Here is a 24,972-nt window from a genome sequence, read left to right as displayed (position 1 = left end):
GCTGCTTACAAACTCTCACTCAAGCCACTGCGGCGAGCAAACCGCCAGTTAAATCCAGTGCATTGCCTTGACTTTGAGGGCTGAGCTGTAGATTTTCCCCACAAAAACACAATCGCCCACTACCTTCGATCAGCACTTTTCCGACAGCCAATTCTCGATGCTCGCCGCGATACAACTCAACATCTTCCGTTGACTGATCGTGCGTCAACCAAACACCACCCTCTTCACACCACAACTGCGCAGGGTGGCTCAGCTCAACCACCAATAATTCATTTTTTACTACATTCAATCGTAGATAGGTGACCATGATTACCATCCATTTGGCATAATGGGTTCACTATATCCAATAAAATAAAGCTGATCGCTGATGATTTTTTGGCCTTTATGTGAATAAAATTCACATAACACCAATTACATACTTTTGCAGCAGGAACAAAGAATGAGCCAACTACCACCTCTGGCGGCACTGCGGGCATTTGAAGCGGTGGCGCGCTTAGGTAGCGTCGTTAAAGCCGCCGAATCGCTCAATGTGACGCACAGCGCCATTAGTCATCAACTGCGAACGATTGAAGATTTTCTCGGTGTGTCTTTGTTTTTACGCGAAGGTAAGCGCCTGCAACTCACCGAAGAAGGCCGCATTTATGCGCTACGGATTCGCGGCGCGCTAGCGGATATGAGCGAAGCCACGCAACGTGTGCTCACCCGCCCCAAGCCGAACGACATTACTATCGGTGTGGTCCCGTCGTTTGCGCTCAATTGGCTGGTACCACGCCTGCCCGATTTCAAAGCTAAGTTTCCGCAATACACCGTCAGCCTGCGTGCCGGTTTGGGGTTTGAGGAAATGAATAATGGCTTATTGGATATGGCGATCCGCATGGGTGCAGGCGGCTGGGATGGGATGAAACAAATCCACTTAATGGACGAACAACTATTAGTCGTCGCATCGCCCAGCTATCAACCTCGGCCAACATCGGCTAATGCACTAAAAACTGCGACCATCATCCAAAATCCGGCAATCCCTTGGGCAACTTGGTGCCAAGCGGCGGGGCTGGCCGATTGGCGGCCAACGCCGAGCTATTCGTACAACGACAGCAATTTAGAACTCGAAGCCGCCCGCCTTGGCCATGGGGTGATGTTGGCGCGCAGCTCACTGGTTGAAGCGCATTTTGCCAATGGCACGCTGATTCCTATTACCGACGTGCGTGTACCTTATCAATATCCTTATTGGCTGGTTTGGCCAGACCGGAGCAGCACCAGCCAAAAAATTGCCGATTTTTCAGCGTGGATTGTCGAGCAAGCACGCCGCTATTTAGCAACGAATCAAGCCAGCTAACTACAAATCTCACCGATCAACATACACCGGCCTGGTGTCGCGAAGTGCAACACAACACTGCATCGCACTAAGCCAAACTGCAGCACTTGCCCACAATATACTGACATATACTTTCTAAATACTGACCTATACTTCTAGCAACGTCATTCGTTCCTATGGAGAATTCAGTGTTCACTATTCCTACCGAAGCCATCGGCAGTATTCCGCGCAGCAACACGCTGATGGCCGCGCAACATCGATTCGATGCGGGCCAACTGAATGCCGCGCAGATGGAGCCTTTTTTTGACGAGGCAGTTCGCGATACCATTGCGGCGCTTGAAGCAACGGGCTCAACCATCATTAGCGATGGTGAACAACGCAAAGCACATAGTTTTGCAACGTATTCAGTCGACAACCACGCTAATTTTTCCCCCGACGGCATCGTAATTCCATTTCAAGATGGCCATATTCGGCAATTGCCGCGCTTAACCGCAGGGCCATTTCGCTTTGCCCGCTACGCGTATGAAAGTCTCGCGCTGGCCAAACCCTACGCGCACTTACCGATGAAACAGGCCATTATTTCGGTGTCGGCGATGAGTTTGTTTTATCCACCCCAAGGCATTGCCGATTATCCACGTGATGCATTTATCGACGATCTACTCAACGAGCAAGAAAAAGAAATTCGCGGCTGCTTTGCCGCTGGCGCTGAGAAAGTACAAATCGACTTCACCGAAGGTCGCCTGTCGATCAAGCTCGATCCAACAGGCGGGATTCTCAGCAGCTTTATAGATTTAAATAATATGGTGCTTTCACGCTTTGCCCCCGAAGAGCGGCAGCGCATTGGCGTTCACACGTGCCCGGGGGCTGATCATGATTCAACACACAGTGCTGACGTTGATTATGCCGAGCTACTGCCGAGCTTGTTTGAGCTCAAAGCAGGGAGTTTTTATATCGCCATGGCGTGTGAAAAAGACCGCGTTCGCGTGCTTAAAATCATCGCACGGTATATCAAACCCAATCAACGCGCCTTTATCGGCGTGATTGACGTGAATAGCAATTACATCGAAACACCCGAAGAAGTCTGTCAGCGCATCCTTGAGGCCGCCAAATATATTCCGTTAGCGCAATTGGGAACATGTGACGATTGCGGCTATTCGCCTTTTTGCGACGATGTTTCGACCACCCGTGAAACCGCCTTCGCCAAAATCCGAGCACGAGTGCAAGGCACCGCCATGGCGGCCAGCATACTCAATGAAAGCGCACATGCTTAAGCGGTTTTGCTAAGCAAGAAGCCCAAAACCAATTTCTAGCACTGTTGTCGCATGAAATTGGCGGGCAATCGCATTTTGGAATAACACAACTCATGTAGAGTGTAGCTCGACTAAACAGTTATATTCCATCCTAAAACGCTTGATAAAATACAATGGGGGATATTCATACAGACAATTATTTTAATGGTATAGATTTAAATACCCATCCTAATAATCTAAAAACACCTTGCAGATTGTCAACATTCATATCAAATAATGATACTTTTATTTTCTGATCTATACTGTATAAAATTGACTTGAATCTGAATGCAAGCAAAAGAAAACATAAATACGATGAAACTAAATCATGGATGAATCCAATAAGTTTTCTAATAGTTTTGCGCTTTTTGATGCGCAAGGACTTCTGATTGATTGGAATCAGGGCTTCAGTGAAGAATTCACTGATGCAGCCCACCTACTGCGCGCCGGGATTAGCGCAGATGACATTCGCGATGGCTGTCTTCTGTCTGAACGAGCGCTCGATTTAGCTCATTTCACCGGCCTCAAACTTAATTTCCACTATATCAACCAGCGCCGATTTGTTTCTGTCACGCTTGAACGCACCCCAGCGGGCAATATCGTGCGGCAGGCAGATTCACAGCAAGATGTATCTACCGACACGAACCAACCAGACCCAGCTACCGAATTGCTGCGCTCAAGTGCCTTGCAAATGGCCAGCTCGGTGCTAGCACGACGCACGCAAGAAGAAGCCGAATTACGCAACGCGCGCGCCGCTGCTGATGCGGCCAATCAAGCCAAAAGCCACTTTTTGGCTACGATGTCACACGAAATTCGCACGCCAATGAACGGTATCTTGGGAATGGCGCAATTATTATTGATGGATGACGTGAGCAATGAGGAGCGTAAAGAATTTGCTCGCATTATCCTTGGCTCAGGCCGTTCTTTGCTGACGATTTTGAACGATATTTTAGATCTTTCCAAAATTGAAGCAGGCAAACTAGACCTCAACCCGGAGCCTTTTGATCCTTCCACACTGATCACTGAAATTGCTACTTTGTTTTGGCGAATCATTTCGTCATAAAGGTTTAAACATCGAGGTTCAATCCGATTGTGGACCGCTGCGTTATATCGGGCGACTCAGTACGAATCCGCCAAATGATCAGCAACTTGGTCAACAATGCGATCAAATTCACCGAAAAAGGCACTATTTCACTGCATTTACAGGAAATACCCGACCATACTACCAATGCCGATAACAAAGTTATTTTAGAATTCTCAGTGAGCGACACTGGCATTGGTATCGAGCAAGAAAGTCTTAACACCCTCTTTCAACCGTTTGTGCAGGCAGATCATTCAACGACACGCCGCTTTGGCGGAACAGGTTTGGGCTTATCGATTATTCGACTCTTGGCCGAGCACATGAATGGTCACGTCGGTGCGAGCAGCGTTGTGGGGCAAGGGTCGCGATTTTGGTTTCAAATCCAATTGGCGCGGTGTCCAGCAAGCAGTGAACGGCGAAAAAGGGCACGGCAAGTTAGCGTAAACATTAAAGGACCAGAGCCGATATGGGTGCTGATCGTCGATGACTCGCTAACGAATCAAAAAGTGGCTCAGGCGATGCTCAATCAGCTGAAAATAAATAGCCTCACCGCCGACAATGGGCAAGAAGCGCTAGATATTCTACAAGCGCACCGCCATTCTCCGCCGTATTTAGTACTGATGGATTGTCAAATGCCGGTCATGGATGGCTTATGCGCAACACAGCAAATTCGTAAAAATGAACTCGACCATTCGCTACCACATCAACGGATTATCGCACTGACCGCTGGCGCGTTCGCAGAAGATCGCCAACACTGCATCAACGCAGGGATGGACGATGTACTGGTGAAACCGCTTGATTTTAACCTGCTCATGGCGAAATTTGACCAATTCGTTGTCACCCACTAAATCACACTGCTCACTACGGCAGCTCAAATACCGATTAGACAATCTTGCTACCTTGCCGGCTATAAACCCGTAAAATAGCGTTTTCGCCTTAGATTTCGCCGCCATGACCATCATCTTGTCCACGCTCAACGCCCGTTACACGCACGCCTCGCTAGGATTACGTTATTTGCAGGCCAATATGGGCGATCTGCAGTCGCAAACTGAAATCATGGAGTTTGTGATTGGCGGTAAAACCACGGAATTTGCTGAGCGCCTGTTGGCCAAAAATCCGCAGATCATCGGCTTTGGCGTTTACATTTGGAACGTCGAAGAAACTGCCCGCTTAGTGGCGCTGATTAAGCGCGTTGCGCCGCACATCAAAATCATCCTCGGCGGTCCGGAAGTCTCTTTTGAGACCGCAGAGCAAGCGATTGTTAAAGACGCTGATTTTGTCATCACCGGCTGGGGCGAAATCACACTACCGGATTTATGTCGCCAGATTCTCAATGGCCCACAGCCCTTGATGAAAATCCACGTCGGTGTGCAAGCCAAGCTGGATGACTTACAACTACCGTATTCTCTCTACACCGATGATGACATCAAAAACCGCACGCTCTATGTTGAGGCTTCACGGGGTTGTCCATTTAAGTGTGAATTTTGCCTTTCGGCGCTAGATAAAACCGCGTGGCCGTTTGAGCTAGAGCGCTTTTTGGCCGAGATGGAAACGCTGTATTCAGCGCGGCGCGCGGCTATTTAAATTTGTCGATCGCACGTTTAATCTAAATATCAAAACCAGCCTGCGGATTATGCAGTTCTTCCTCGATAAAATTGCCGCGCATCCGGATGATCCGGTGTTCGCGCATTTTGAGGTGGTGCCCGATCATCTACCCGAAGCGCTTAAAGACGGCATTAAAGCATTCCCGGCAGGCAGTCTGCAGTTTGAAATCGGCATTCAAAGCTTTAATCCCGAGGTACAAACCTTGGTCAGCCGCAAGCAAAACAATGAAAAAGCGGCCGAGAATATCCGCTGGTTAGTCGAGCATTCACACGCGCATATGCATGTGGATTTAATCGCTGGCTTGCCCGGAGAAACGGTGGCAAGTTTTGGCACTGGCTTTGATCAACTGTATGCACTCAAGCCACATGAAATTCAATTTGGGATTTTAAAACGCCTGCGCGGCACGCCAATTATTCGCCATACCACCGAATTTGCCATGGTGTACGACCCGTTCCCGCCGTACACCATCTTGGCCAATCGCGACATCGACTTCACGACGATGCAGCGCTTGGTGCGCTTTGCGCGTTACTGGGATTTGGTCGCCAATTCGGGGCGCTTTGCCAATACGCTGCCAGTGCTATTGGGCGACGCGCCATTTGCTAACTTTATGGCGTTTGCCGACTGGCTCTACGCCAGCACCGATGCCACACATCGCATCGCGCTCGATCGTTTGGCGAAAATGGTCGCGCTGTGGTTGCAAACGCAAGGTATGTCAGCCGTCGCGGCAGGCGCTTTACTGGAAAGCGATTACGCTGGCAAACAACACAAACCCAAAGCCGCCACTGAAACCGTTGCCCCATCACGGCAAGCGCAACATCTACACGCCTAAAACAACACTGGGTATATTGCTGTAGCAATTACTAAGCAATATCTACGACAATATACCCAGCTATTAAAATCCCAAAGCCTATCAGAATGCACCTGCCAGCCAAATCGCCCTTGGTTTACCTCTTTGATTGGGGCGACACCTTGATGCGCGACGATCCCACGCAAACCTTGCCGATGGTCGAATGGGAACAGGTGGCGGCAATGGATGGCGCATTGCCCCTATTGGCAAAGCTGCGTCAAACCTCACGCATTATGCTGGCAACGAGTGCGGCAGCGTCCAATGAGGCGCAAATTCGTGCGGCACTCCAGCGCGTTGGCTTAGCCCAATATATTGAACGAATTTATTGCCAAGCCAATGTGGGCCACTCCAAATCAAGCGCCTTTTACCAGTTTATTCTCAATGATTTGTCGCTTGCGCCGTCTGACGTGCTGATGATTGGTGATCATTTCGACAATGATATTTTGGCAGCCAATGCCGCAAGCATCCCTGCGATCTGGCTCAATCGACAAAGCAAGGACGTACGATCCGCGCCATTACACGGCACGATTCATCATTTATCAGCACTTGAGAAATAAACTCAATAAAAAAGCCAGTTCACCATGAACTGGCTTTTTTTTAAGCGCCAACTCGCTTAAGGTAAAGGCACAATGGCGTGTGCGCCTTGCAGTGCGGGTTCGGCTTGTGGGTAGAAAAAGAGACCTTGGTAATCGGTCGCAAACTTCGCTGGCGATTTAAATTGCGCTAACTGCGCGCGCAAAGTCGGATCTGTTGGCGCGTGAATAAAGCCAGCTTTCAAATTGGATTGTTTTAATAGCGCCTCTAGGGTATTTGGCGCTAGCACAACATCTTTAACGCCTGTATCCCAATACTTATTGGTTTTCCCGCCCAGCGCAGCCAATCTCGCAATATAAACTTGCTCGCCAAAACGCTGTTTTAAATGCCAGCCCATGCTGTAAATTGGCTGTTGCGTCGCTGGATCTACGCCACTCACTTGTGGCAAACCATGCGATGAATTGGTCCAAACAATGACCTTTTTACCAGCAAACGGTTGCTCAAGTAGCCATTGCACATTGTCGGCTAATACTGGATTGCGCAAATCATAATTCACGTCATCGGTATGCTGCTGGCGGCCAACGCTGGCCTCGATCGATTTGACTTGCTGGCACCACCAACCGGCCGATTCACGCAATGGCGTTTGCCCAGTGGCGGCGTTTTGACACAGCTCGGCTTTGAGCTGGGCGTTCACTTGCTTAAATTGCGTTAAATCCATGCCCTGGCTATTGAGCTCAATCGCTCGTTTAGCCACTTGACGATATTCAGGCCAATTGGCTTGCACCGGAATGCTTGAGCCTGTTTGCTGCAGATATTGCGTCATCGTCGGCAATAATTCGTTAATCGACGTCGACCCGGCAAGCGGAAGATCAAAACCAGCCAAGGTCAGTGGCCGCTCGCTGCGGCGTGCTTGATCGATATACGCCAAGGCTTTGCGACTGGCATCGGTTTGTGAATACATATAAAACACCCGGCCCGGCGCTAATTCGACCACACTGGCGTCTTTCTCGGTGGCGCTACGCCAGATGCCTTCGACGTCAAACATCGCGCTTTCAATCAATAACACCTCAAAATCTTTGTTCTGATGCAGGTATTGCACCAAGCGATTCATCAATTCATAGGCATTTTTGTCGGCGTAACTGTCTTCATTGAGCACCACTAAACGCGCATCCCCCACGGCGGCACCAAAAGTGGCCAAGTCTTGCTGATCAGTGGCTTGAGCGGCATCTAAGGTCTGCAAAGGCTGCATTGTTTGGCTGAACCAGTGTTGTAAGTTTTTTTCTGTTTCGGCATTGATTACCGGCGCAGTGGTGTCCACTGCGGCGGGTTTTTCTCCACAAGCGGCTAAAGCAAGACTCATTGCGGTAAGAATAATGAGGTGACGCATTTGTTTTCCTTGTTGCATTCAATCAACACCAATTTCAAAAAGGGGCAAATCATAGCGCATATATGCTGTCATACAGCACAAGCTCATGGTTATACCTGTGCAATCAATAAACGTCTTTGATTTCAAATAAACCCAGCCAGATCATTCAATTGATTAATACAGTCAGCAATGCGGGCTCTGTTTGAGCATGAAAAACTGCATGTTCAATCACAATACAAACTCAAGCGCGCGAATTTGCTTCAAAATGTGGCCCAAGATCAAATACCAACGATAACGTCGTCAACGACTTAACTTTTATTGATGGAAGAATTGGAAATACCGTGGAATTATTAAATATTGACTGCCTAGGCAAGCCATTGCGACTCGAAGGCAGCTTGGCGGGTTGGCAACAGCTATTTTGGAACAACACACTGGTCGCAGAAAAAGCCGCCTCAGCGGATCGTGAAGGCGCCAGCGCACTGCAATTTACGCTGAATGACCCCATGTCTGGCGAACAACAGATTCGCCTTGAAACCCATTTGCAATGGCAGCCTTTTGTTTTGGACTATCGCTTATTGATTGATCAAACGCTTGTTGCCAAGGGGTCTCGTAATACTCAGGATATGGAGCGACAAAGTCCAGTCGTTCCGCATCAAACGACCAATAAGCTCAGCTTGCTGGGTCTGGGAGTTTTAGCGTTAAAACTATTTAAAAGCGCCAAACTGATTAAAGTGGCGCTGGCTGGCGCGAGTGTTGCGGCTTATTCTTGGTTGTTTTCCTTCCAATTTGCGCTGGCTTTATTGGCGTGCTTGGTTTTTCATGAATACGGCCATATTCGCGCTATGAAATATTTTGGAATGAAAACCAAAGGGATTTACCTCATTCCATTCTTAGGTGGCTTGGCGCTGTCGGATGAAAAAATCAACACCCGCTGGCAAGATGTGGTCATTGCCATTATGGGGCCGAGCTTTGGCTTACTATTATCGCTGGCGTCTTGCGTGGCGTATTGGCTGACTGGCAATATCTTTTTTGCCGGTTTGGCCACCTTTAACGCACTACTTAATTTATTTAATTTATTGCCGATCTTGCCTCTCGATGGCGGGCATATTTTAAAGAGCATTAGTTTTTCAATGAATAGCGTGCTCGGTTTACTTGCTTGTATTGTTGGCGCGCTATTGGGGGTGTGGGTGAGCTACCATTTTGGTCTCGCCTTACTTGGATTTTTATTATTTATTGGTAGTTTAGAGATCGTTTTTGAATGGCGGGCTCGACATCAAAGCCATTTATTGCCGCTAGATCGCTATGGGCAGATTTTTTCTTTGGTTTGGTATTTGCTCACTGTGGCGGCGCTCATTGGCATTATTTGGTATTTTGCTGGTTTAGGTGACGATATGCTGCGTATGCCGCTGAAAATCTTACAAAACTGATGGTATTTCGCATAAAAAAAGCCAGATCATCGTTGATCTGGCTTTTTACTATTCAGGCAGTTGCGAATTACTTCGCTGGCGTTTTGATGGTTGCCAAAGTCTCACGCAAGGCGATATCAACAGCAGAGATGAGCAACTGATCTGGCGCTTTACGACACGCTACATCGATGCGCTCACCAAATTGCTTACCGGCTTCAAGTTGATCAGGAAAAGTCTCATCACGGCTTTGCAATAAATAGCCGGCCATGGTTTCAACTGCATGGAAAAATTTATCCACTGATTTGCCCGATTCTAACCACATTTCGGTACAGCTCAAGTGTGCTACGTCTTGCAAGCTTGGCAAAGTAGCCGGTTTAGCGTCTTTTGCTGCAGCAAAAGGTGACAATAGCGCCAGACTCAAAGTAAGTGCGATCAATTTCATGGTAAAAGCTCCAAAAAATAATGAATTAATGATTAATAATGGCGCCGGCAGCACCACCTGCGATTGCGCCTTTTAAGGCACCACGTAAACCATTACCGGCGATTCCGCCAATTACAGCCCCAACTACCGCACCTTTTTTAGCGCCGCGCTGTGCACGACGGCCACGATAACCATCGCTGCTCACTGCTGCCAAACCACCACCAATTGCAGCGCCGCCTAAAGCACCTTTAAGGCCATTCCCCGCCGCTAAGCCAAGCACTCCGCCAATCACAGCGCCCTTAGTTAAACGATTGTCATTACGCGCCTGCACCGGCTGAGATAAAGCCAACACCAAAGGCAAGGCCAACAGGCAACGAACTAAAACTTTCTTTTGCATGACTAGCTCCAATTTAAATTATTTGAAATTCATCCTGATGCCGCATTCAATTTGACCAAATGCCAAATATGGCACCAAAGATCAGCGTGCAGATCGATTGAGTTTAGTACGAAAATAAAATCCCAAAAATGCAGTTAGCTCCAACGGCAGGAATTAGGCGATTGGATCAGCAATTTAAGATTATTTGGTTAACGACGAGATCTACGACTTGAATAGCATCGAGGTGAATACTTTAGATCGGCTGATCTTAGGTGGATGAAAGCACAAAAACAAGCCGCAGTGACATTTCGCACACCGCAATGACAAATCTAATTCACTTAGAATTTTTTGGGTAAGGGCTTCAAAATATGAAAACGGCCGCGCTCATCTTGCTCGATATAGCCGCCTTTTTTCAGCTCAGCCAGCATCCGATTGACCATTTCTCGGGATAAACCAATCCGGGCTGCAATCTCTTGCTGGCTTAAATCCAAACCCACTTGATTAGGACTCGCTTGTGCATTTCGCTCCAACCAGCCCAAAAAAGTACGTAATTTTTGATAGCCACTGGCATGGGATAATAAATTTACAAAATTGAGCAAAAATTTAACCCCCGTAGCGAGCTCCTTGGCGCAAGCTTGCCAAGCCAAAGGATATTCGCGCAAAGCCTGAAGCAAATCGTCGATGCCAATCAGCAAATAATGGCTATCAACCGCACTGGTCAAACAGTAGGTATTTACGCGCTCATTAAATAACATTTGCAATCCAGCAATTGATCCCGCCGGCATATAGCCATATAAAAAAGCGCGTTTGCCCAGATCCTCGTTCGCTGTAATGGATAAAATACCGCTGGATAAAAACAAAATATGTTCGCTTTTAGCACCCTCAGTGCAAATCACAGTATCTGCCTTCACATGCCGCTCAATTCCGCCTTGCACCAAACGCTGCCGAATTTCAGTTGGAAATTCATTCAGTAATGGAAACAAAAACGGCAAAAACGGTGGTGCTGCAACAGATTCGCTCATATCACTCACATTCATTCACACAAATTGATGATTCACTTTAAATACAAATAACGGTGGCACCAAACAAAAAGCCAGATCGACGATCTGGCTTTTTGCATTTACCGCCATTCAGTTACGCAATCAGCATTAAGCCATTGCAGGTAATGAATAACCTTCGATTTTGGCGCTAGTTACTAATTTGCCGAGGTAATCATGCATTGCTTTTCGGCCAGCCATATCAGTTAAGAAGGCTTGTAGGCGTTCTTTCACTTCTTCAAATGAAACGCTTTCGCCTTCGCTACGCGCAGTCACTTCAATGATGTGGTAACCAAATTGGGTTTCTACCAAGGTAGGTACAATCACACCCGCTTCAGTCGAGAAAATCGCTTCTTCAAATTCTGGCACCATTTGACCACGACCAAATTGACCCAAACTACCGCCTTGTGCGCTAGATGGGCAAGTTGAATGTTCGCGAGCCAAATCAGCAAATTTGCTTGGATTGGCCAAGACATCGGCCAACACGCCTTCCGCTTTTGCTTTAGCGATGCCAGCAGTCAAGCCTTCGCCCAATGGGAACAAGATGTGGTTGGCTGAAGCCATTTCGCCACGGGTAAAGCTTTCTGGATTGCTATTGTAAAAATCAAGACAAGCGGCTTCGTCTGCTTCTTCAACAGGAATGGCTTTTTCTAGCAAAGTGCCGATGATTTCTTCAGTTGTTGGTGCGGTGATGCCTTCTTTTTTGGCCGTTTGCAATAATAATTCACGCAAAATCAATTCTTGGATTGCCGCATCGCGCGGGCTTTCTGCTTCGGCGTGCTGCGCCAATTCGCTTTCGATACTTGCTTCGCTGATTTCAACGCCGTTTACGATAATCGCCATGATTAAATCCTATCTTTGGGTATAAAAAACCCAGCTTCAAGCTGGGTTATAAAATAATTGCTCAATAGCTTACCCGTATTAGTTATGGGTGAATATGCCGAATATCAAGTCCTAATCGAGGCCAACTTTTAACGCATCAAACCAATCAATAAATCGCTTCACATCAGCACCACGATAAATCGCCCCATGCTGAGGACACAACAACTCAATATCCAGTTCGCGTACTTTCGCAATCCAGCGTTTTTTAGCCGTATTACTACCCATCCAGCGACGATGAAACCCTTCGGCATAACGAATATGATGATCAAAATCTTCAACAAACAACGACGCATGCACATCAGGCAATAGCGCTGCGCCAATGTCGCCACAGAATAATAATTTGCACGCTGGATCGTATAGATGGAAATTACCTGATGAATGTAAATAATGCGCCGGTACCATTGTTAATGGCGCTTCGCCTAGCATCAATGTGCCGCCTTCGTCAGGAATGCCAACAATCGTGTTGTCTTCTCCACCAAAGTGCGGAATAAAACCACTCCATAAGCCAGAGACATGACATTTAATCTGAGGATTAAAATCATGCCACAGACCCAATGAAGAGATCACATCAGGGTCTTGGTGCGAAGAAAAAATCCGTTGAATCGTGCGCGGATCAACGACTTCGGATAACGCAGCAAAAACCGCCGGAAAAACCTCAGAGCCACCAGGATCACAAAGAATACTGTCGTTGCCATTAGTCACCACATATTCATTGGTATCAATCAAATAATTTGGGCGGGCTGGGTCACGCGAGATGGCGAACCAACGATGATCAGCAACACTGGCAATCAATAGAGCTTTTTTCATTCGACAAGATCTCAGGCAAGGTTTTGGGTAATTTGGCGTAACGCATCCAGACGCGGCAAGACCGTGGTTATTTTTTGAGCAAATTCTTCGGATAACTCCGCCAAAATGGTGCGTAATTCACCGCTATACGCGGACTCAATGCGAGCCGATCGGGCTAAAACCAAGCCAAAAGTACAAGTTTGATACGCATCATCAAGGCATTCGCCAAATTTGCCCCCACCTTTAAATACCACCATTTTATTGCGGGTTTTTTCCATGGCTGGGGCGAGTAAATCAGCCACTTCTGCTGAAAATGCGGCAGCATCAGTTAAGCGCGCCAATCGTCTTTCTGCTTGCAAACGAGTGGTTGCTGAATTGAGTAATTCTTGCGCCAGTAAACCAAGTCGATGCATTTCTGCCTGAAGCGCCAAACTTAAAGAGCGCAACTCCCCCGAGATAACACCAAAACCCCTGGCATGCACTCCCGCTTTCTTGGCCAAAATAATGGCATTTAAGCCCATTAGATTGATTTCAAAACAGCTGACGACCACCACTTTTACTTCTTCATGAATTAAAACCGACTGTTGTAATGCACTCACGCCACTGATATGTGGATCCATAAGGGCGCCTCACTATTTAAGGGTAGCTTCTTTATAGCTGCAGCCTTAGCAGTAGCGCAAAATATCCTTTCAAAAAATACAATGAATCCACAAATTAAAATACAAAAATAAAACATTTTTCGTAAGCAAAAAACAGCGGCAACCTTGATTCCTCGCTGATCTATAGTGGGTAATGAAAGCCATAACGAAATATTGCTACTTAAATAGCATGGAGAATAGTCATGAAAATAAAAAGCTTATGCCTTGCCAGCCTTTTATTAATCAGTGCATGGTGTGCCAATGCAATCGATGCCCCTACAGGCAAAGTTGTATTAACCTTAAGCGGCAATATCAGCCAACACAATCAAGGCAATAGCTTCTTGCTGGATGACGCAATACTTAATCAACTACCACAGAAAAGCATTCAAACCAGCTCACCTTGGTATAACAAGATCCATACTTTTAGCGGGCCTTCACTAAAAGATGTACTTGCCCTCGCGGGCAGCAAAGGCAAACAGCTTAAATTAAAAGCCATTAACGATTACACCATCGTCATTCCCAGCAGTGATGCTGATCTTGGGCCAATTATCGCCAGAACCATCGACGGCAAAGCGTTTAGCGTTCGAGATAAAGGTCCACTATTTCTTATCTATCCTTTCGATAATAATAAAGAGCTACAAAATAGAACTTACTTCTCTCGCTCGATATGGCAGCTGGTTTCCATAAAGGCTGAATAAAACCATGCGGCTAAAGCCTCTGAGTAAAGGCCCACTTTCAGTTATTGCGATTGTGGTGCTACTCATCATTGTCAGCACGATGCTCATGCTGAACAGGCAATATGAAGTACTACAAAAATCATCCCGCATCGAGGCGGATAATGATGTGTGGGCCTACGCCCAATTAGGCTATGAATATTTTCGCCTCACCGACCAAGTCGAACACCAATTGGGCGAGCACGATGCAGAGCAAATTAGCGCCCTGCAAATGCGCTACGATATTTTTGTCAGTCGCGTCGATGTCATTGCCAATGCGTCGTACGTTGGAAATGACGAAAGCACCATGATTCGAAATAATTTAAAAACATTACACGCATTTATTAAAAAAACAGATCAATATCTCGGGCCAAATGTTCCACTTAAATATAACCGCGAAAAAATAATCGAACTTAGAAATGACCTGAGTCAATTGCAAGACATTATTTTAGATATGATTCAAATTGCCAAAGACAACACGCTGCATAACGCAGAAAATTACTCCAACACATTGAAAGAACAATCTGCCGTCATTTCCGGCATGATTTTATTGCAGCTTGGACTTACCATTGCATTTTCATTATTACTTTATCGGCAATATGGCTTAGAGCACAAACGCAGCAAAGATTTAGAAACCCTCAATAATGCCCTTGCCTGTGCCACATCTCGTGCCGAACAAGCTAGCCAAAGCAAAAGTGTTTTTTTGGCCAATATGAGTCATGAAATCCGCACCCCCATGAACGGAATTTTAGGGATGCTCGACGTTTTATCGACTATGGAACTCAGTGAGCAACAAAAAGACTACGTCGTTACCGCACGCAGTTCAGCGCAGCATTTATTAGCGCTACTGAATGATATTTTGGATTTATCGCGCCTTGAGTCAGGCAAAATCGAGCTTGAAGCGATTCCCTATTCTCTGCATCAATTACTTCGCGAATGCATGCGCTTAATGCGAGTGCGCGCCAATGAAAAGAAAATCAATCTCACATTAGCATTAACCGAAAATACCCCAGAATGGCAGCTTGGCGATATTGTTCGGGTACGACAAATCCTGCTCAATTTGCTCGGTAACGCCATTAAATTCACCGAAGAAGGCGAAGTCGGTCTCTGCGTTTCCTGCAATCAAAAAGACATTATATTTATCATTATTGACACTGGGATCGGCATGACACCCGAAGGCTTGTCTCGATTATTTAAGCGCTTTCAACAAGCCGAAAAAAGCACCGCTCGCCGCTATGGCGGCACAGGTCTAGGACTAGAAATATCGCTGACGCTGACTGAATTAATGCAGGGGCACATTGATGTGCAAAGCAAATTAGACGTAGGCAGCCAATTTACCGTGCTATTACCTCGACATGATTGCGCAGCACCCGAAATCACCGTACCCGCCATAAAGACCGAAAAATCCGGTGCCAGTTTGTCCATCCTTGCTGCCGATGACAATCCCATCAATTTAAAAGTCGTGGGCGCAATGCTGGCCAATTTAGGCCATCAAGTCGACTATGCCAGCGATGGCGCTGAAGCACTGGCCATGATTCAGCAAAAACACTATGACATGATACTGATGGATGGCCATATGCCAATTATGGATGGACTTGAAGCCGCCCGACAAATTCGTCAATTAGGTGGCGATTATGCCAAGATTCCGATTATCGCCCTCTCGGCTGATGCACTGGCGGAATCTCGCTCTGAATTTATCGCCGCTGGTATGAATGACTTTTTGGCCAAACCCGTTTTACTCAAGACACTAGAACAAACCATTAACAAAAATCGCCATACTTAAGTCACTCATTCTCAATGGGTATATCGGTAAAGCCAATATAGTAAATAGCCTTGAAAGACATACCCACATCTAACAAATAAAGCTTTTTATTCCTTTTTCGCCGGTGCCCGATACCATTGCTCAACAGGAACGAGTTTTTCTTGCTCGGGGTCAGCGCGATAATTTGGCGACATAATTTGAATGCCATAGGTATTAAATACGTCTTGAACCTTGCCATTTAAATCGTGCAAGATTTCCATCCGCCGCTGCGGCTCATCGAGCGCCACGCGCAAATGATATTCCACATAAAAATCCAGCAAGCCGGTTTGAAATACCCTTGGTGGCGGGTCAGTGCGAACGCCGGCTGTTTGCTGCGCGGCCATCAATAGCATGGCTTCAACCTGCCGCCACGCCACGTCATAACCAATGGTCACGACAATCTGTGAAATCACCCCGCCATTGGTAGCCAAGCGTGAGTAATTAACGACGTTTTGCCCAAATAACACCGAATTAGGAATGCTAATTTCTTCACGTAAATTGGTATGAATTTTGGTGGCAAACAAACCAATATGCGCCACAGTGCCTTCGGTATTGCCAATTTGCACAAATTCACCCTGCTTGAGCGATTTGGAGTAAACCAAAATAAAGCCGCTGGCAAATTGCCCCACCACGCTTGAAGCACACCGAGCGACACCATTAAACCAACAATCACCGACAAGCCTTTAAATGCCTCGGTGTTTGCACCCGGCAAATACGGGTAAATCATCGCCAGGGCCAACAGCCAAATCAGTACCGATAAAATGCGCCGTGTCGTACCGGCAGTATCTCGATCAAACCAAGCAAAGCTCAGCTCGCCACGCTCAATGCGATTAAAAAAGAACGCCATCAACATGGATAAATAACGGGTACACACCACAATAAACGCCACCACCAACAAGCCGGGGATCGCATCGAGCACCGCCAAACCAGCTTTACCCAAAAAGCCAAAAATCGTGACGTTGAGGTTCTCACTCCAAGCGCGAGTGAGCGGAAACTGCAAAAACACATAACTTGCCCAGCTATACAGCAAGGACAAAATCAGCAGCCCCAAGAAAATCCGCACCACCCATTGCAAAGACTGATTTAAAGATGCAATGGTCACACCGACAGTGTTTTTTGCGACTCTGGCAATCGGCTGCGCTAAATAGCGATGCCCCAATTTCAGCATTCGCGGCCGAGCGCGACTTAAAATCCACAAGCCCAAAAACAACACGACCGATGCTACGAGGGTATGTAGTCCGGCAAATACCAGTTGCTTCGGGTTATTCAATTCACGACGATCATTAATCAGCAAGCTGAGCTGTTCAGTCGCCCGCTCAACCGCTGAGGGCATCGTTTCGCCAGCCAACTCATTGATATCTCCCGGCTGAATCGTAAACACCATTTGTCCATCGAGCAAAATCGCCATTCCAACCCCGGGTGGAATCACCGGCATTGAGCTGACTTTGCCTAAACCTTTGGTTTTGATAATGCGCGCTAGGCGTAATTTAGCCGCCTCAACGCGATCTCTTTGCGTATATGAAGAAATGCCGACGCGAAATACCGCCAAAGTGCGGTTGTCCACCGTTAAAGGTAGTGCCTCATTGTCTTCACTTTGGCTGGTCTCGGCGTTGGCAAGTATAGAGTTACCCTCAGCAGCGTAAGCCAAACTCGTCCATACCAGCAGCAAGATGCAGATTAAGCCGACTATTTTTCTCATCATATCCACCTATTGATTGATCACACCGCGACAAAGACCTTCACCGATTGTATCGGTATATCGCCGATTTGCTGGCTAAAAATACGTCGTTTGCATCATTCTCCCATCAACAACCTTACTTGTTTATTGTTGTCGTAGAAATCAAGCTAGGAAATGGCCATTGCCTAGCACGGCGAAATAAATCCACTAGCAATAATCACAACAGTATTTTGTTGCCGACTCAGATAAAATTGCTGGCTAAATCATCAGGAGAATCGCATGCACAGCAATCGCCCCTTTCCACACACTCGCTTGCGCCGCATGCGCCGCGATGACTTTTCACGGCGTTTAATGCGTGAAAACAGCTTAAGCGCCAATGACTTTATTTTGCCGGTATTTGTGTTAGATGGAAAAAATCGCGAAGAAGCCATCACCTCTATGCCCGGCGTCACGCGGCAAAGCCTCGATAAACTGTATTACACCGCGGAAGCAGCCGTAAAACTGGGTATTCCCGCTTTAGCTTTATTTCCAGTGATTGAGCCGCAGCTTAAATCACTCGATGCTGCCGAAGCGTGGAATCGCCGTGGCTTGGTGCCACGGGCGCTCGAAGAACTGAAACTTCGCTTTCCTGATCTAGGCTTAATTACCGATATTGCGCTTGATCCGTATACCATTCACGGGCAAGACGGCATTATTGATGAGCATGGTTATGTGTTAAATGACGAAACCGTGAATGCGCTGATACGCCAAGCTTTATGCCATGCCGCAGCCGGTGCCGACATGGTGGCACCTTCCGATATGATGGATGGCCGCATTGGCGCGATTCGTGCCGCTTTAGATCGTGAAGACCATATCCACACGCGGATTTTGGCGTACTCTGCCAAATACGCCTCAGCGTTTTACGGCCCGTTCCGTGATGCGGTCGGCTCATCGGGTAATTTAGGAAAGGGTAATAAATATACCTATCAAATGGACCCCGCCAATAGCAATGAAGCCTTGCATGAAGTGGCACTCGATTTGGCCGAAGGCGCTGATATGGTGATGGTCAAACCCGGCATGCCGTATCTCGACATCGTTCGCCGCGTGAAAGATGAATTTAAAGTGCCAACCTTTGTGTATCAAGTTTCCGGTGAATACGCCATGCTCAAAGCAGCCAGCCAAAATGGCTGGCTGGATGAGCAAAGTGTGGTGCTAGAGAGTCTTTTGGCGTTTAAACGCGCGGGCGCGGATGCGATTTTGACTTACTACGCACTCGATGCCGCGCGTTGGCTGACGCAAAAGTAAGGTCAAGGTATTTTTGGCCACAATTTTAGGTATTGTTTCGGCGCGACATCGCCGCACTCAATGATTCAATGACGCTGTCCTGATTCCATAAATGGGCAGCGTTATGCTTCACGTCCAAATTCTTATCGATCACCTGCGGCAACATCTCGGGCCGAATCAATTTCCTAGTCAACTCGAGGCGAGCTACCCCAAGGTCTTGGCGCGCATTATGCAAAGCTGGGAGCAAAACCAGCTCGATGCTTGCTTTAATGATTTACTAATCCAAGGTCAGCAAAAACAAGATGGCTTTCCCAAAGCGATAGCCACCGAGATTTTTCGCCTACAAGTGGCACTCGATGCCCTGCCCGCACAAACTGCCGATCTATGGGGGCATATTCCCCCCATCAAAATGGACCCCGATGCCAAAGCCATCTTGACGCAACACGGCCATAGTGTGAGTCAAAAAGGCCTACATCAAGCCATAGAGCAGCGGCATTATCATTTATTACCAGTGTTTATCCGCGCTGGAATGCCCATCGAGCAACAAGATGAAGCGGGCTGGACGCCAATTATGCACGCCTGCTTTGCCGGAAAACTGGATATTGTGGTGCAATTAACTGCCCTCAAAGCCAATCTACACGCCAAAGATCAGCATGGTTATACCCTACTGCATTGGGCGGCACTCAATGGCAATGCCGAGCTGGTGAAACTCTTAATTGGCCACCAACTGAATGTGCAACAAGCGAGTGACAAAGGCATTACGCCATTAATGCAAGCCGCTGCCGGTGGCCATCTTGCCGTTATGCAATTCATCATTCATCACAGTGGTACGCTGGGTATCAATCGTCAAAGTCAGGAAGGCTGGACTGCGCTGCATAAAGCAACGGCAAATCAAAAATTTAATGCAGCTATTTGGCTAGTACAGCATGGCGCTAATCCACATCTGCGTAATCAACAAGGTGATTCAGCCTGCGCTTTGGCACTCAAACTAAATCAATTACGCCTGTATGATTTGCTAAATGAATACGCAGATCGGCAAAATATTCAAGGTGAATGGCAGCTAGGCTAAATAAAAAACGGCATAATCAGCGAAATATAAAATATTATTCCTGACTTACTCTGCCAGATGAGATGCTCTATCCATGCTTGAAGCCATTCTTGCCTGCCTTGCTGTTGGAGTTGTTGCTGGATTTTTAGCCGGTTTATTAGGCGTAGGCGGCGGTTTGGTGATTGTTCCGGCTTTATTGTGGGTCTTTCACTGGGTTGGTGTCGCCCCCGAGCATCAGCAGCACTTAGCCATTGGCACTTCATTAGCGACCATCATTTTTACCGGCGCCGCCAGTGTACGAGCGCATGCGCAAAAAGGCGCAGTGCGTTGGGATATTGTGCGGCAGATCAGCCTGGGCATTGTGCTCGGTACGTTTATTGGCGCGCAAATTGCCGCTTGGATTTCGGCGGTCCATTTAAAGTGGCTATTTATTATTTTTGCCTATGTAATTGCCGCGCAAATGCTGCTGGACCTCAAACCCAAGCCCACTCGGCAATTGCCCAATGTGTTGGGCATGAATCTGGTGGGCAGCGGTATTGGCCTGTTGTCGAGCTGGGTGGGGATTGGCGGCGGCTCTTTATCGGTGCCTTTTATGACGGCGTGCAATGTGCCGGTTAAAACGGCGATTGGTACTTCGTCAGCGATTGGGATTCCAATTGCGATTGCTGGGGCGCTGGGTTTTATCGTTAGCGGTTGGTCGGCGCAGCAACTGCCGTCAGGTAGCTTGGGTTTTGTCTATTTACCGGCGCTATTGGGGATTGTTTTAGCCAGCTTTCCAATGGCCAAAGTCGGCGCAGCAGCGGCGCATCGCTTGCCAGTGCCGGTGCTCAAAAAATGCTTTGCTGCCCTTTTAATCGTCTTGGCGAGCAAAATGCTAATCAGTTTGCTTTAAGTGTTAAAGCGCCATATTGATCGAATCAAAGGACATCATAATGCAGAAAAAACTATTAGGTATACTCACCTACGCTTTGATGTCTATGGCTTATGCTGAGATACCATCTAGATCAATTCAGCTACAGCTACCCAATCAACAGCATATTGTCGTCAACGAAGGTGAGCTTGAGCCGCGCAGCATCGGCAGCTACGCCATTCGACTTTATGCGGCTGGTAATAGCGAGTTTCCATTTGATGTGTTTCTCAGCGGACAAATTAAACCCCGTGATGGCAGCCTTGAGCGCGTCATCAATGCCGATATCAATGGCGATGGCATTGATGAGGTGATGGTGGTGTTTCGCTCAGCCGGCAGTGGTGGTTATTTAAGCGTCGATGCCTTTAGCTGGCAAAATAATCAACTTCAATGGCTTGCTGCTGTCAAAGACTTAGCGCCCAATGCCGAGCTGATTCAAGCTTTTGCTCAACACAAAAAGTAAAACAACTCATTTTGACAAGCAAAAAAAAACGGCCGTAGCCGTTTTTTTTCGTTGACTATTTATTGCCCAGGGTAGGCAATAGCGAGTTCGCTATTAATTAATTGCTGTAATTGCTCATGACCAAACTTCGTCAACGGCTTGTTGTTGACGTAAAAACTTGGCGTTTTAGTAATTTGTAATGCCTTCACATCAGCGCGATCTTGTTCAATCACCGCCATCACTTTCGGCTCATTCATGTCTTTACGCATTTGATCAAAATCGAGGCCTAAATGCCCCAAGTACTGCCAAACCGTTTCTGGCGCTGGTGCATGATGGCTGGCCCACTGCTCTTGCGTCACAAACAAAGCCTCTAAAGCTGGCCAAAATTTGCCTTGTGCACGTGCGGCTTCCAAAACTTGCGCCACATAATCCGAGCCTTGATGGAAATTAGCATAACGAACGGTCAGCTTAATTTTGCCCGGATGGCTATTGATGATATTTTTTTACAAAGGGATAAAACTGACTGCACGCTTCGCAAGCGGGGTCCATAAATTCAACAATATGCACTTTGGCGTCCGCTGGGCCATAGGTAATTGATGAAAAGCGATTTAACGCGGCGCTGTTTTCTACTGCCAAACTTTGCGATTGATCGGCGCTTTTATTGGAATACACCACGGCACCAATAATAAACAAAGCCGCCATCGCGACCACGCTAGTGATCACAATCAGTGAACGTTTCATTTTTTGAACCCTTTTAGAAATCATTAATAGCAAGCCGATCATCAACGAAAACGCCACCACCGACATCAGTGGGATCGTGATAAAGCCAATCAGTTCCAAATCAATCTTTGCGCATGACACTTCGGCCGTACACGGCTGCATCCCTTCTGGAATCACCCCGCTGTAAATCAATAAATGATAAAAAGCGAATAACCACCCGATCACCGCCAGCGGCAAAGCATAACGCGTCACCTTACGATCTAAAGGAAATAGCGCCACACTAAAAATCACCAACATCGCATACATCGGAATCCGCTGATACCAGCACAACACACACGGCGGAATATGCATCACTTCGCTAAAAAACAAGCTACCAAAGGTGGAAGTAGCCGCAATCAGCCAACAAATAAATAAACAATACCAGGCGCCGTTATTGGCAGAATCTGACGATACATCGGTGCTTTGCGACAAAATAATCCCTTCGCCGATTGGCGTGACTCAGTAAAAGTGAGTAATCGGATGGCATGATACAAAAACCATGCTGGACATATCTATGATTTATTTACCAAAACCTAAAGATAAATCGCGCAGCTCACGCACCAACTTTGCCGTTGCACCGCGATGCGCGTTAGCAAACTGAACTCCGGCCGCGCTCATCTGTTGCCGCGCGGTTTGGTCCAGCAGCAATTGCTGCATTTGATCCATGATCTCAAACAAGCTTTGCCCTTGCCAAGCAGCCCCCTCAGCTAAGGCCGCTTCCGTTGCCGCAGCAAAAAATTAAAGGTGTGTGGCCCAAGCAATACCGGACAACCCTGAGCGCAAGCTTCGATAAAATTCTGGCTACCAAAGGGAAGCAGCGAGCCACCCATAATACAAACATCACTCGCGGCAAACCAGGCCGCCATTTCACCCATGCTATCGCCCAAAATCACATCCGCCGCAACGATGTCTTGTTGCCACTGACTGCGTCGCTGTAGCGCCAAGCCATGGCTGCGAATTAAATCGGCCACGGCATCAAAGCGCTGTGGATGACGCGGCACAATAATCAACAACGGCGCTGCCGCCGTTTGACCATACACGCTTTGCCATTGCGCTAAAAACGCCGCCTCTTCGCCTTCACGACTCGACGCCAATAGCACTAATGGACGGTTGGCTTGCTGAAGTAACGCTGCGCGCCAAGCCTGCCCGCGCGCGACGATAGCCGCATCGTTGCTATGATCAAATTTAACTGAGCCCATCACCTTGGGGGCTGGCGCACCCAAAGCGGCAAGTCGTTCGGCATCGGCTGGTGCTTGCGCTAATACCAGCGACCACTTGGCCATCGCTGGCGCAATCAATGCCAAAATCCGCTGATAAGCCCGAAAAGAGGACGCAGAAAGCCGCGCATTGGCCAGCACCAGCGGGACCTTGGCGGCGGCCGATTCATGCAGCAAATTCGGCCAGATTTCGGTCTCCATCACCACGCCGCATTGCGGTCGAAAGCGCTGTAAAAACCGTCGAATCGCTGCCGGATAATCGTAAGGTAAATACACAATGGTGGCAAAGTTGCCAAATAAAGCCTGCGCGGTTTCTCGTCCGGTTGGGGTCATACACGTCAACAACAAAGGGCGATGCGGTGCTGCAATACGCAGCGCCTGAATAATCGGCGCACAAGCACGCATTTCACCCACCGACACCGCGTGCAACCAAATCGGCTTTTGGGTATCGTCCTGCAGACCTTTTTTGGTAAGATCTACAGCGTAATACCCTAAACGCTCAGCCCAAAACTGCCGGTAAGCCGGCTGCTTTTTGCTGCGTTTGAGCAGATACAGCCAAATCAGCGGGAAACCCAGCCACAGTAAGATGCGATACGCCCAGCGCACCATCACGGCAAACGCCCACCGGCCGACGTGGCTTCCCACACCTGATCAACCGTTGGTGGTGTGCCATTGCCACCTAAATTGAGCGCAAATGTCGCCGCCTTTACGCCAGTTAACGCCGGCTCTGAAGCGCAAAAGATCGCCACCACCGGCACAGCCACCGCCGCCGCCAGATGCGCTAAGCCGGTATCAACCCCCACCACCACTCTGCTGCCCGCTAGCATGACCGCGGCATCGGTTAAACTGAGCTTAGGCGGCACCAACGCCAGCGGCAAAGCCGCAGCTAAACGCTCGGCCCGCTGTTTTTCTCGAGCACTGCCCCAAGGAAAAACGGGCCGCAAGCCCGCAGCAATACAGCGCTGCGCCAGCGCAATCCAATGGCTTTCTGGCCATTCTTTATCTTCGCGGCTGGTTGCCGTCAGCAGCACCGCGTACGGTGAGCGCCCTAGCCATGGCAAATCTTGCAACGGCACTTTTAAGCCGTAATCAAGCTCACCTTGCAAGGCATAACCATTCGCAGCGGCGGTTAAGCGCCGATTACGTTCAATCGCATGTAGATTTTTAGGAACCGAATAACGGCGCTGATAGGCCAAACTCGCCCAAGGCTCACGGCAAGAATGTCGATCAAAACCCGCCACCGGACCGCAGGCTAAACGCGCAATGGCGGCGCTTTTAATTAAGCCTTGCGCGTCCAGCACCAAGTCGTAGCGACAAGCATGGATTTCAGTTTTAAATTGCGCCCATTCGGCTCGCGTTGCCGCGGCCATCGGTGATTTACGCCAACGCCGTAGCGCCACCGGAATCACCCGCCGAATCGCTGGATGTAACCGTGGCAGTTCGGCAAAGCCTTCTTCGACCACCCAATCGATCACGGCATCGGGGTAGGCACGCAGCAAGTCGGTCATCGCTGGCAATTGATGAATTACGTCGCCCATCGACGAAAGGCGAACAATGAGTATTT

At 48.0% G+C, this 24,972-nt stretch carries 28 protein-coding genes and 1 pseudogene; 14 read left to right on the top strand and 15 right to left on the bottom strand.

Annotated features, from left to right (window positions below; all coding sequences use genetic code 11):
• Positions 1-19 precede the first annotated feature (19 nt).
• Complete coding sequence (locus tag GKO28_RS09965; RefSeq protein ID WP_182076157.1) at positions 20-307, bottom strand: DUF2917 domain-containing protein; 288 nt, start codon at positions 305-307, stop codon at positions 20-22.
• 132 nt (positions 308-439) lie between these two features.
• Here GKO28_RS09965 and GKO28_RS09960 point away from each other — a divergent pair, with 132 nt between their 5' ends.
• From GKO28_RS09960 to GKO28_RS09935, 7 genes are all read left to right on the top strand, one after another.
• Positions 440-1,333, top strand: coding sequence for a LysR substrate-binding domain-containing protein (locus GKO28_RS09960; protein ID WP_182076156.1), 894 nt, complete (start codon positions 440-442; stop codon positions 1,331-1,333).
• A gap of 167 nt (positions 1,334-1,500) precedes the next feature.
• Positions 1,501-2,583, top strand: a complete 1,083-nt coding sequence (locus tag GKO28_RS09955) for a cobalamin-independent methionine synthase II family protein (RefSeq protein ID WP_203564083.1) — start codon at positions 1,501-1,503, stop codon at positions 2,581-2,583.
• Between the two features lie 346 nt (positions 2,584-2,929).
• Positions 2,930-3,664: a HAMP domain-containing sensor histidine kinase gene (locus GKO28_RS09950; protein ID WP_182076154.1), complete on the top strand. Its 735-nt coding sequence runs from the start codon at positions 2,930-2,932 to the stop codon at positions 3,662-3,664.
• A 29-nt stretch (positions 3,665-3,693) separates the two neighbouring features.
• Positions 3,694-4,530: an ATP-binding protein gene (locus tag GKO28_RS22230; protein WP_307838978.1), complete on the top strand. Its 837-nt coding sequence runs from the start codon at positions 3,694-3,696 to the stop codon at positions 4,528-4,530.
• 103 nt (positions 4,531-4,633) lie between these two features.
• On the top strand, positions 4,634-5,266 hold the full coding sequence (locus GKO28_RS19775; protein ID WP_247646468.1) for a radical SAM protein: 633 nt from the start codon (positions 4,634-4,636) through the stop codon (positions 5,264-5,266).
• A 49-nt stretch (positions 5,267-5,315) separates the two neighbouring features.
• Positions 5,316-6,116, top strand: coding sequence for a DUF4080 domain-containing protein (locus tag GKO28_RS19770; protein WP_247646467.1), 801 nt, complete (start codon positions 5,316-5,318; stop codon positions 6,114-6,116).
• Between the two features lie 86 nt (positions 6,117-6,202).
• On the top strand, positions 6,203-6,691 hold the full coding sequence (locus tag GKO28_RS09935) for an HAD family hydrolase (RefSeq protein WP_182076152.1): 489 nt from the start codon (positions 6,203-6,205) through the stop codon (positions 6,689-6,691).
• A gap of 56 nt (positions 6,692-6,747) precedes the next feature.
• Here GKO28_RS09935 and GKO28_RS09930 read toward each other — a convergent pair whose 3' ends face one another.
• Positions 6,748-8,055, bottom strand: coding sequence for an erythromycin esterase family protein (locus tag GKO28_RS09930; protein WP_182076151.1), 1,308 nt, complete (start codon positions 8,053-8,055; stop codon positions 6,748-6,750).
• 320 nt (positions 8,056-8,375) lie between these two features.
• Here GKO28_RS09930 and GKO28_RS19765 point away from each other — a divergent pair, with 320 nt between their 5' ends.
• The gene (locus GKO28_RS19765; protein WP_203564082.1) at positions 8,376-9,461 is read left to right on the top strand and encodes a site-2 protease family protein; all 1,086 of its coding nucleotides are present in this window, start codon (positions 8,376-8,378) and stop codon (positions 9,459-9,461) included.
• Positions 9,462-9,528: 67 nt separating this feature from the next.
• Here GKO28_RS19765 and GKO28_RS09920 read toward each other — a convergent pair whose 3' ends face one another.
• The 6 genes from GKO28_RS09920 to GKO28_RS09895 all read right to left on the bottom strand — a co-directional run bounded on the left by GKO28_RS09920 (position 9,529) and on the right by GKO28_RS09895 (position 13,562).
• Positions 9,529-9,882 (bottom strand): hypothetical protein, encoded by a 354-nt coding sequence (locus GKO28_RS09920; protein WP_173532942.1) that lies wholly within the window; start codon positions 9,880-9,882, stop codon positions 9,529-9,531.
• 25 nt (positions 9,883-9,907) lie between these two features.
• Entirely contained in the window at positions 9,908-10,258 is a 351-nt protein-coding gene (locus tag GKO28_RS09915; protein WP_182076150.1) for a YMGG-like glycine zipper-containing protein, read from the bottom strand.
• A 317-nt stretch (positions 10,259-10,575) separates the two neighbouring features.
• Positions 10,576-11,259 carry a Crp/Fnr family transcriptional regulator gene (locus GKO28_RS09910; protein WP_182076149.1) on the bottom strand — a complete coding sequence of 228 codons (684 nt, stop codon included), beginning with the start codon at positions 11,257-11,259 and terminating at the stop codon, positions 10,576-10,578.
• Between the two features lie 126 nt (positions 11,260-11,385).
• Entirely contained in the window at positions 11,386-12,117 is a 732-nt protein-coding gene (locus GKO28_RS09905) for a peptidylprolyl isomerase (RefSeq protein ID WP_173532939.1), read from the bottom strand.
• Between the two features lie 111 nt (positions 12,118-12,228).
• Positions 12,229-12,963, bottom strand: a complete 735-nt coding sequence (locus GKO28_RS09900) for an MBL fold metallo-hydrolase (RefSeq protein WP_182076148.1) — start codon at positions 12,961-12,963, stop codon at positions 12,229-12,231.
• A gap of 11 nt (positions 12,964-12,974) precedes the next feature.
• Complete coding sequence (locus GKO28_RS09895) at positions 12,975-13,562, bottom strand: hypothetical protein (protein WP_182076147.1); 588 nt, start codon at positions 13,560-13,562, stop codon at positions 12,975-12,977.
• A gap of 221 nt (positions 13,563-13,783) precedes the next feature.
• Between GKO28_RS09895 and GKO28_RS09890 the strand changes: the two genes are divergently transcribed.
• Both GKO28_RS09890 and GKO28_RS09885 read left to right on the top strand, forming a co-directional pair.
• Positions 13,784-14,278 (top strand): molybdopterin-binding protein, encoded by a 495-nt coding sequence (locus GKO28_RS09890; protein ID WP_182076146.1) that lies wholly within the window; start codon positions 13,784-13,786, stop codon positions 14,276-14,278.
• A 4-nt stretch (positions 14,279-14,282) separates the two neighbouring features.
• Positions 14,283-16,076, top strand: a complete 1,794-nt coding sequence (locus GKO28_RS09885; RefSeq protein ID WP_182076145.1) for an ATP-binding protein — start codon at positions 14,283-14,285, stop codon at positions 16,074-16,076.
• Positions 16,077-16,162: 86 nt separating this feature from the next.
• Here the strand turns inward: GKO28_RS09885 and GKO28_RS22795 are convergent, their stop codons facing one another.
• Together GKO28_RS22795 and GKO28_RS22790 are read right to left on the bottom strand one after the other, a co-directional pair.
• A complete protein-coding gene (locus GKO28_RS22795; RefSeq protein WP_374220763.1) occupies positions 16,163-16,507 on the bottom strand; it encodes a hypothetical protein in 345 nt (114 codons plus the stop codon).
• A 78-nt stretch (positions 16,508-16,585) separates the two neighbouring features.
• Positions 16,586-16,723: pseudogene (locus GKO28_RS22790) on the bottom strand (mechanosensitive ion channel domain-containing protein); the annotation flags it as partial.
• Between the two features lie 1,328 nt (positions 16,724-18,051).
• Here GKO28_RS22790 and hemB point away from each other — a divergent pair.
• The 4 genes from hemB (at position 18,052) to GKO28_RS09860 (ending at position 21,453) form a co-directional block, all read left to right on the top strand.
• Complete coding sequence (gene hemB, locus GKO28_RS09875; protein ID WP_182076143.1) at positions 18,052-19,056, top strand: porphobilinogen synthase; 1,005 nt, start codon at positions 18,052-18,054, stop codon at positions 19,054-19,056.
• A 103-nt stretch (positions 19,057-19,159) separates the two neighbouring features.
• Positions 19,160-20,104, top strand: a complete 945-nt coding sequence (locus GKO28_RS09870; RefSeq protein ID WP_182076142.1) for an ankyrin repeat domain-containing protein — start codon at positions 19,160-19,162, stop codon at positions 20,102-20,104.
• A gap of 73 nt (positions 20,105-20,177) precedes the next feature.
• Positions 20,178-20,975 carry a sulfite exporter TauE/SafE family protein gene (locus GKO28_RS09865; protein ID WP_182076141.1) on the top strand — a complete coding sequence of 266 codons (798 nt, stop codon included), beginning with the start codon at positions 20,178-20,180 and terminating at the stop codon, positions 20,973-20,975.
• Between the two features lie 40 nt (positions 20,976-21,015).
• Positions 21,016-21,453 carry a PliI family lysozyme inhibitor of I-type lysozyme gene (locus GKO28_RS09860; RefSeq protein ID WP_182076140.1) on the top strand — a complete coding sequence of 146 codons (438 nt, stop codon included), beginning with the start codon at positions 21,016-21,018 and terminating at the stop codon, positions 21,451-21,453.
• A gap of 59 nt (positions 21,454-21,512) precedes the next feature.
• Here GKO28_RS09860 and GKO28_RS09855 read toward each other — a convergent pair whose 3' ends face one another.
• From GKO28_RS09855 to waaC, 5 genes are all read right to left on the bottom strand, one after another.
• Entirely contained in the window at positions 21,513-21,905 is a 393-nt protein-coding gene (locus GKO28_RS09855) for a thioredoxin domain-containing protein (RefSeq protein WP_307839096.1), read from the bottom strand.
• A gap of 13 nt (positions 21,906-21,918) precedes the next feature.
• Positions 21,919-22,623: a disulfide bond formation protein B gene (locus GKO28_RS09850; RefSeq protein ID WP_182076139.1), complete on the bottom strand. Its 705-nt coding sequence runs from the start codon at positions 22,621-22,623 to the stop codon at positions 21,919-21,921.
• 87 nt (positions 22,624-22,710) lie between these two features.
• On the bottom strand, positions 22,711-22,869 hold the full coding sequence (locus tag GKO28_RS09845) for a hypothetical protein (RefSeq protein ID WP_203564081.1): 159 nt from the start codon (positions 22,867-22,869) through the stop codon (positions 22,711-22,713).
• A 29-nt stretch (positions 22,870-22,898) separates the two neighbouring features.
• A complete protein-coding gene (locus GKO28_RS09840; protein ID WP_247646755.1) occupies positions 22,899-24,017 on the bottom strand; it encodes a 3-deoxy-D-manno-octulosonic acid transferase in 1,119 nt (372 codons plus the stop codon).
• Complete coding sequence (gene waaC / locus GKO28_RS09835; RefSeq protein WP_307839095.1) at positions 24,017-24,964, bottom strand: lipopolysaccharide heptosyltransferase I; 948 nt, start codon at positions 24,962-24,964, stop codon at positions 24,017-24,019. The genes GKO28_RS09840 and waaC overlap by 1 nt, the downstream gene beginning before the upstream one ends.
• Positions 24,965-24,972: the final 8 nt, after the last annotated feature.

Source organism: Deefgea sp. CFH1-16 (assembly GCF_016881365.1).
Taxonomy (GTDB): Bacteria; Pseudomonadota; Gammaproteobacteria; order Burkholderiales; family Chitinibacteraceae; genus Deefgea.
The sequence above is the reverse complement of the archived record's forward strand: the minus strand, read 5'-3'. Positions and strand labels throughout refer to the sequence as shown.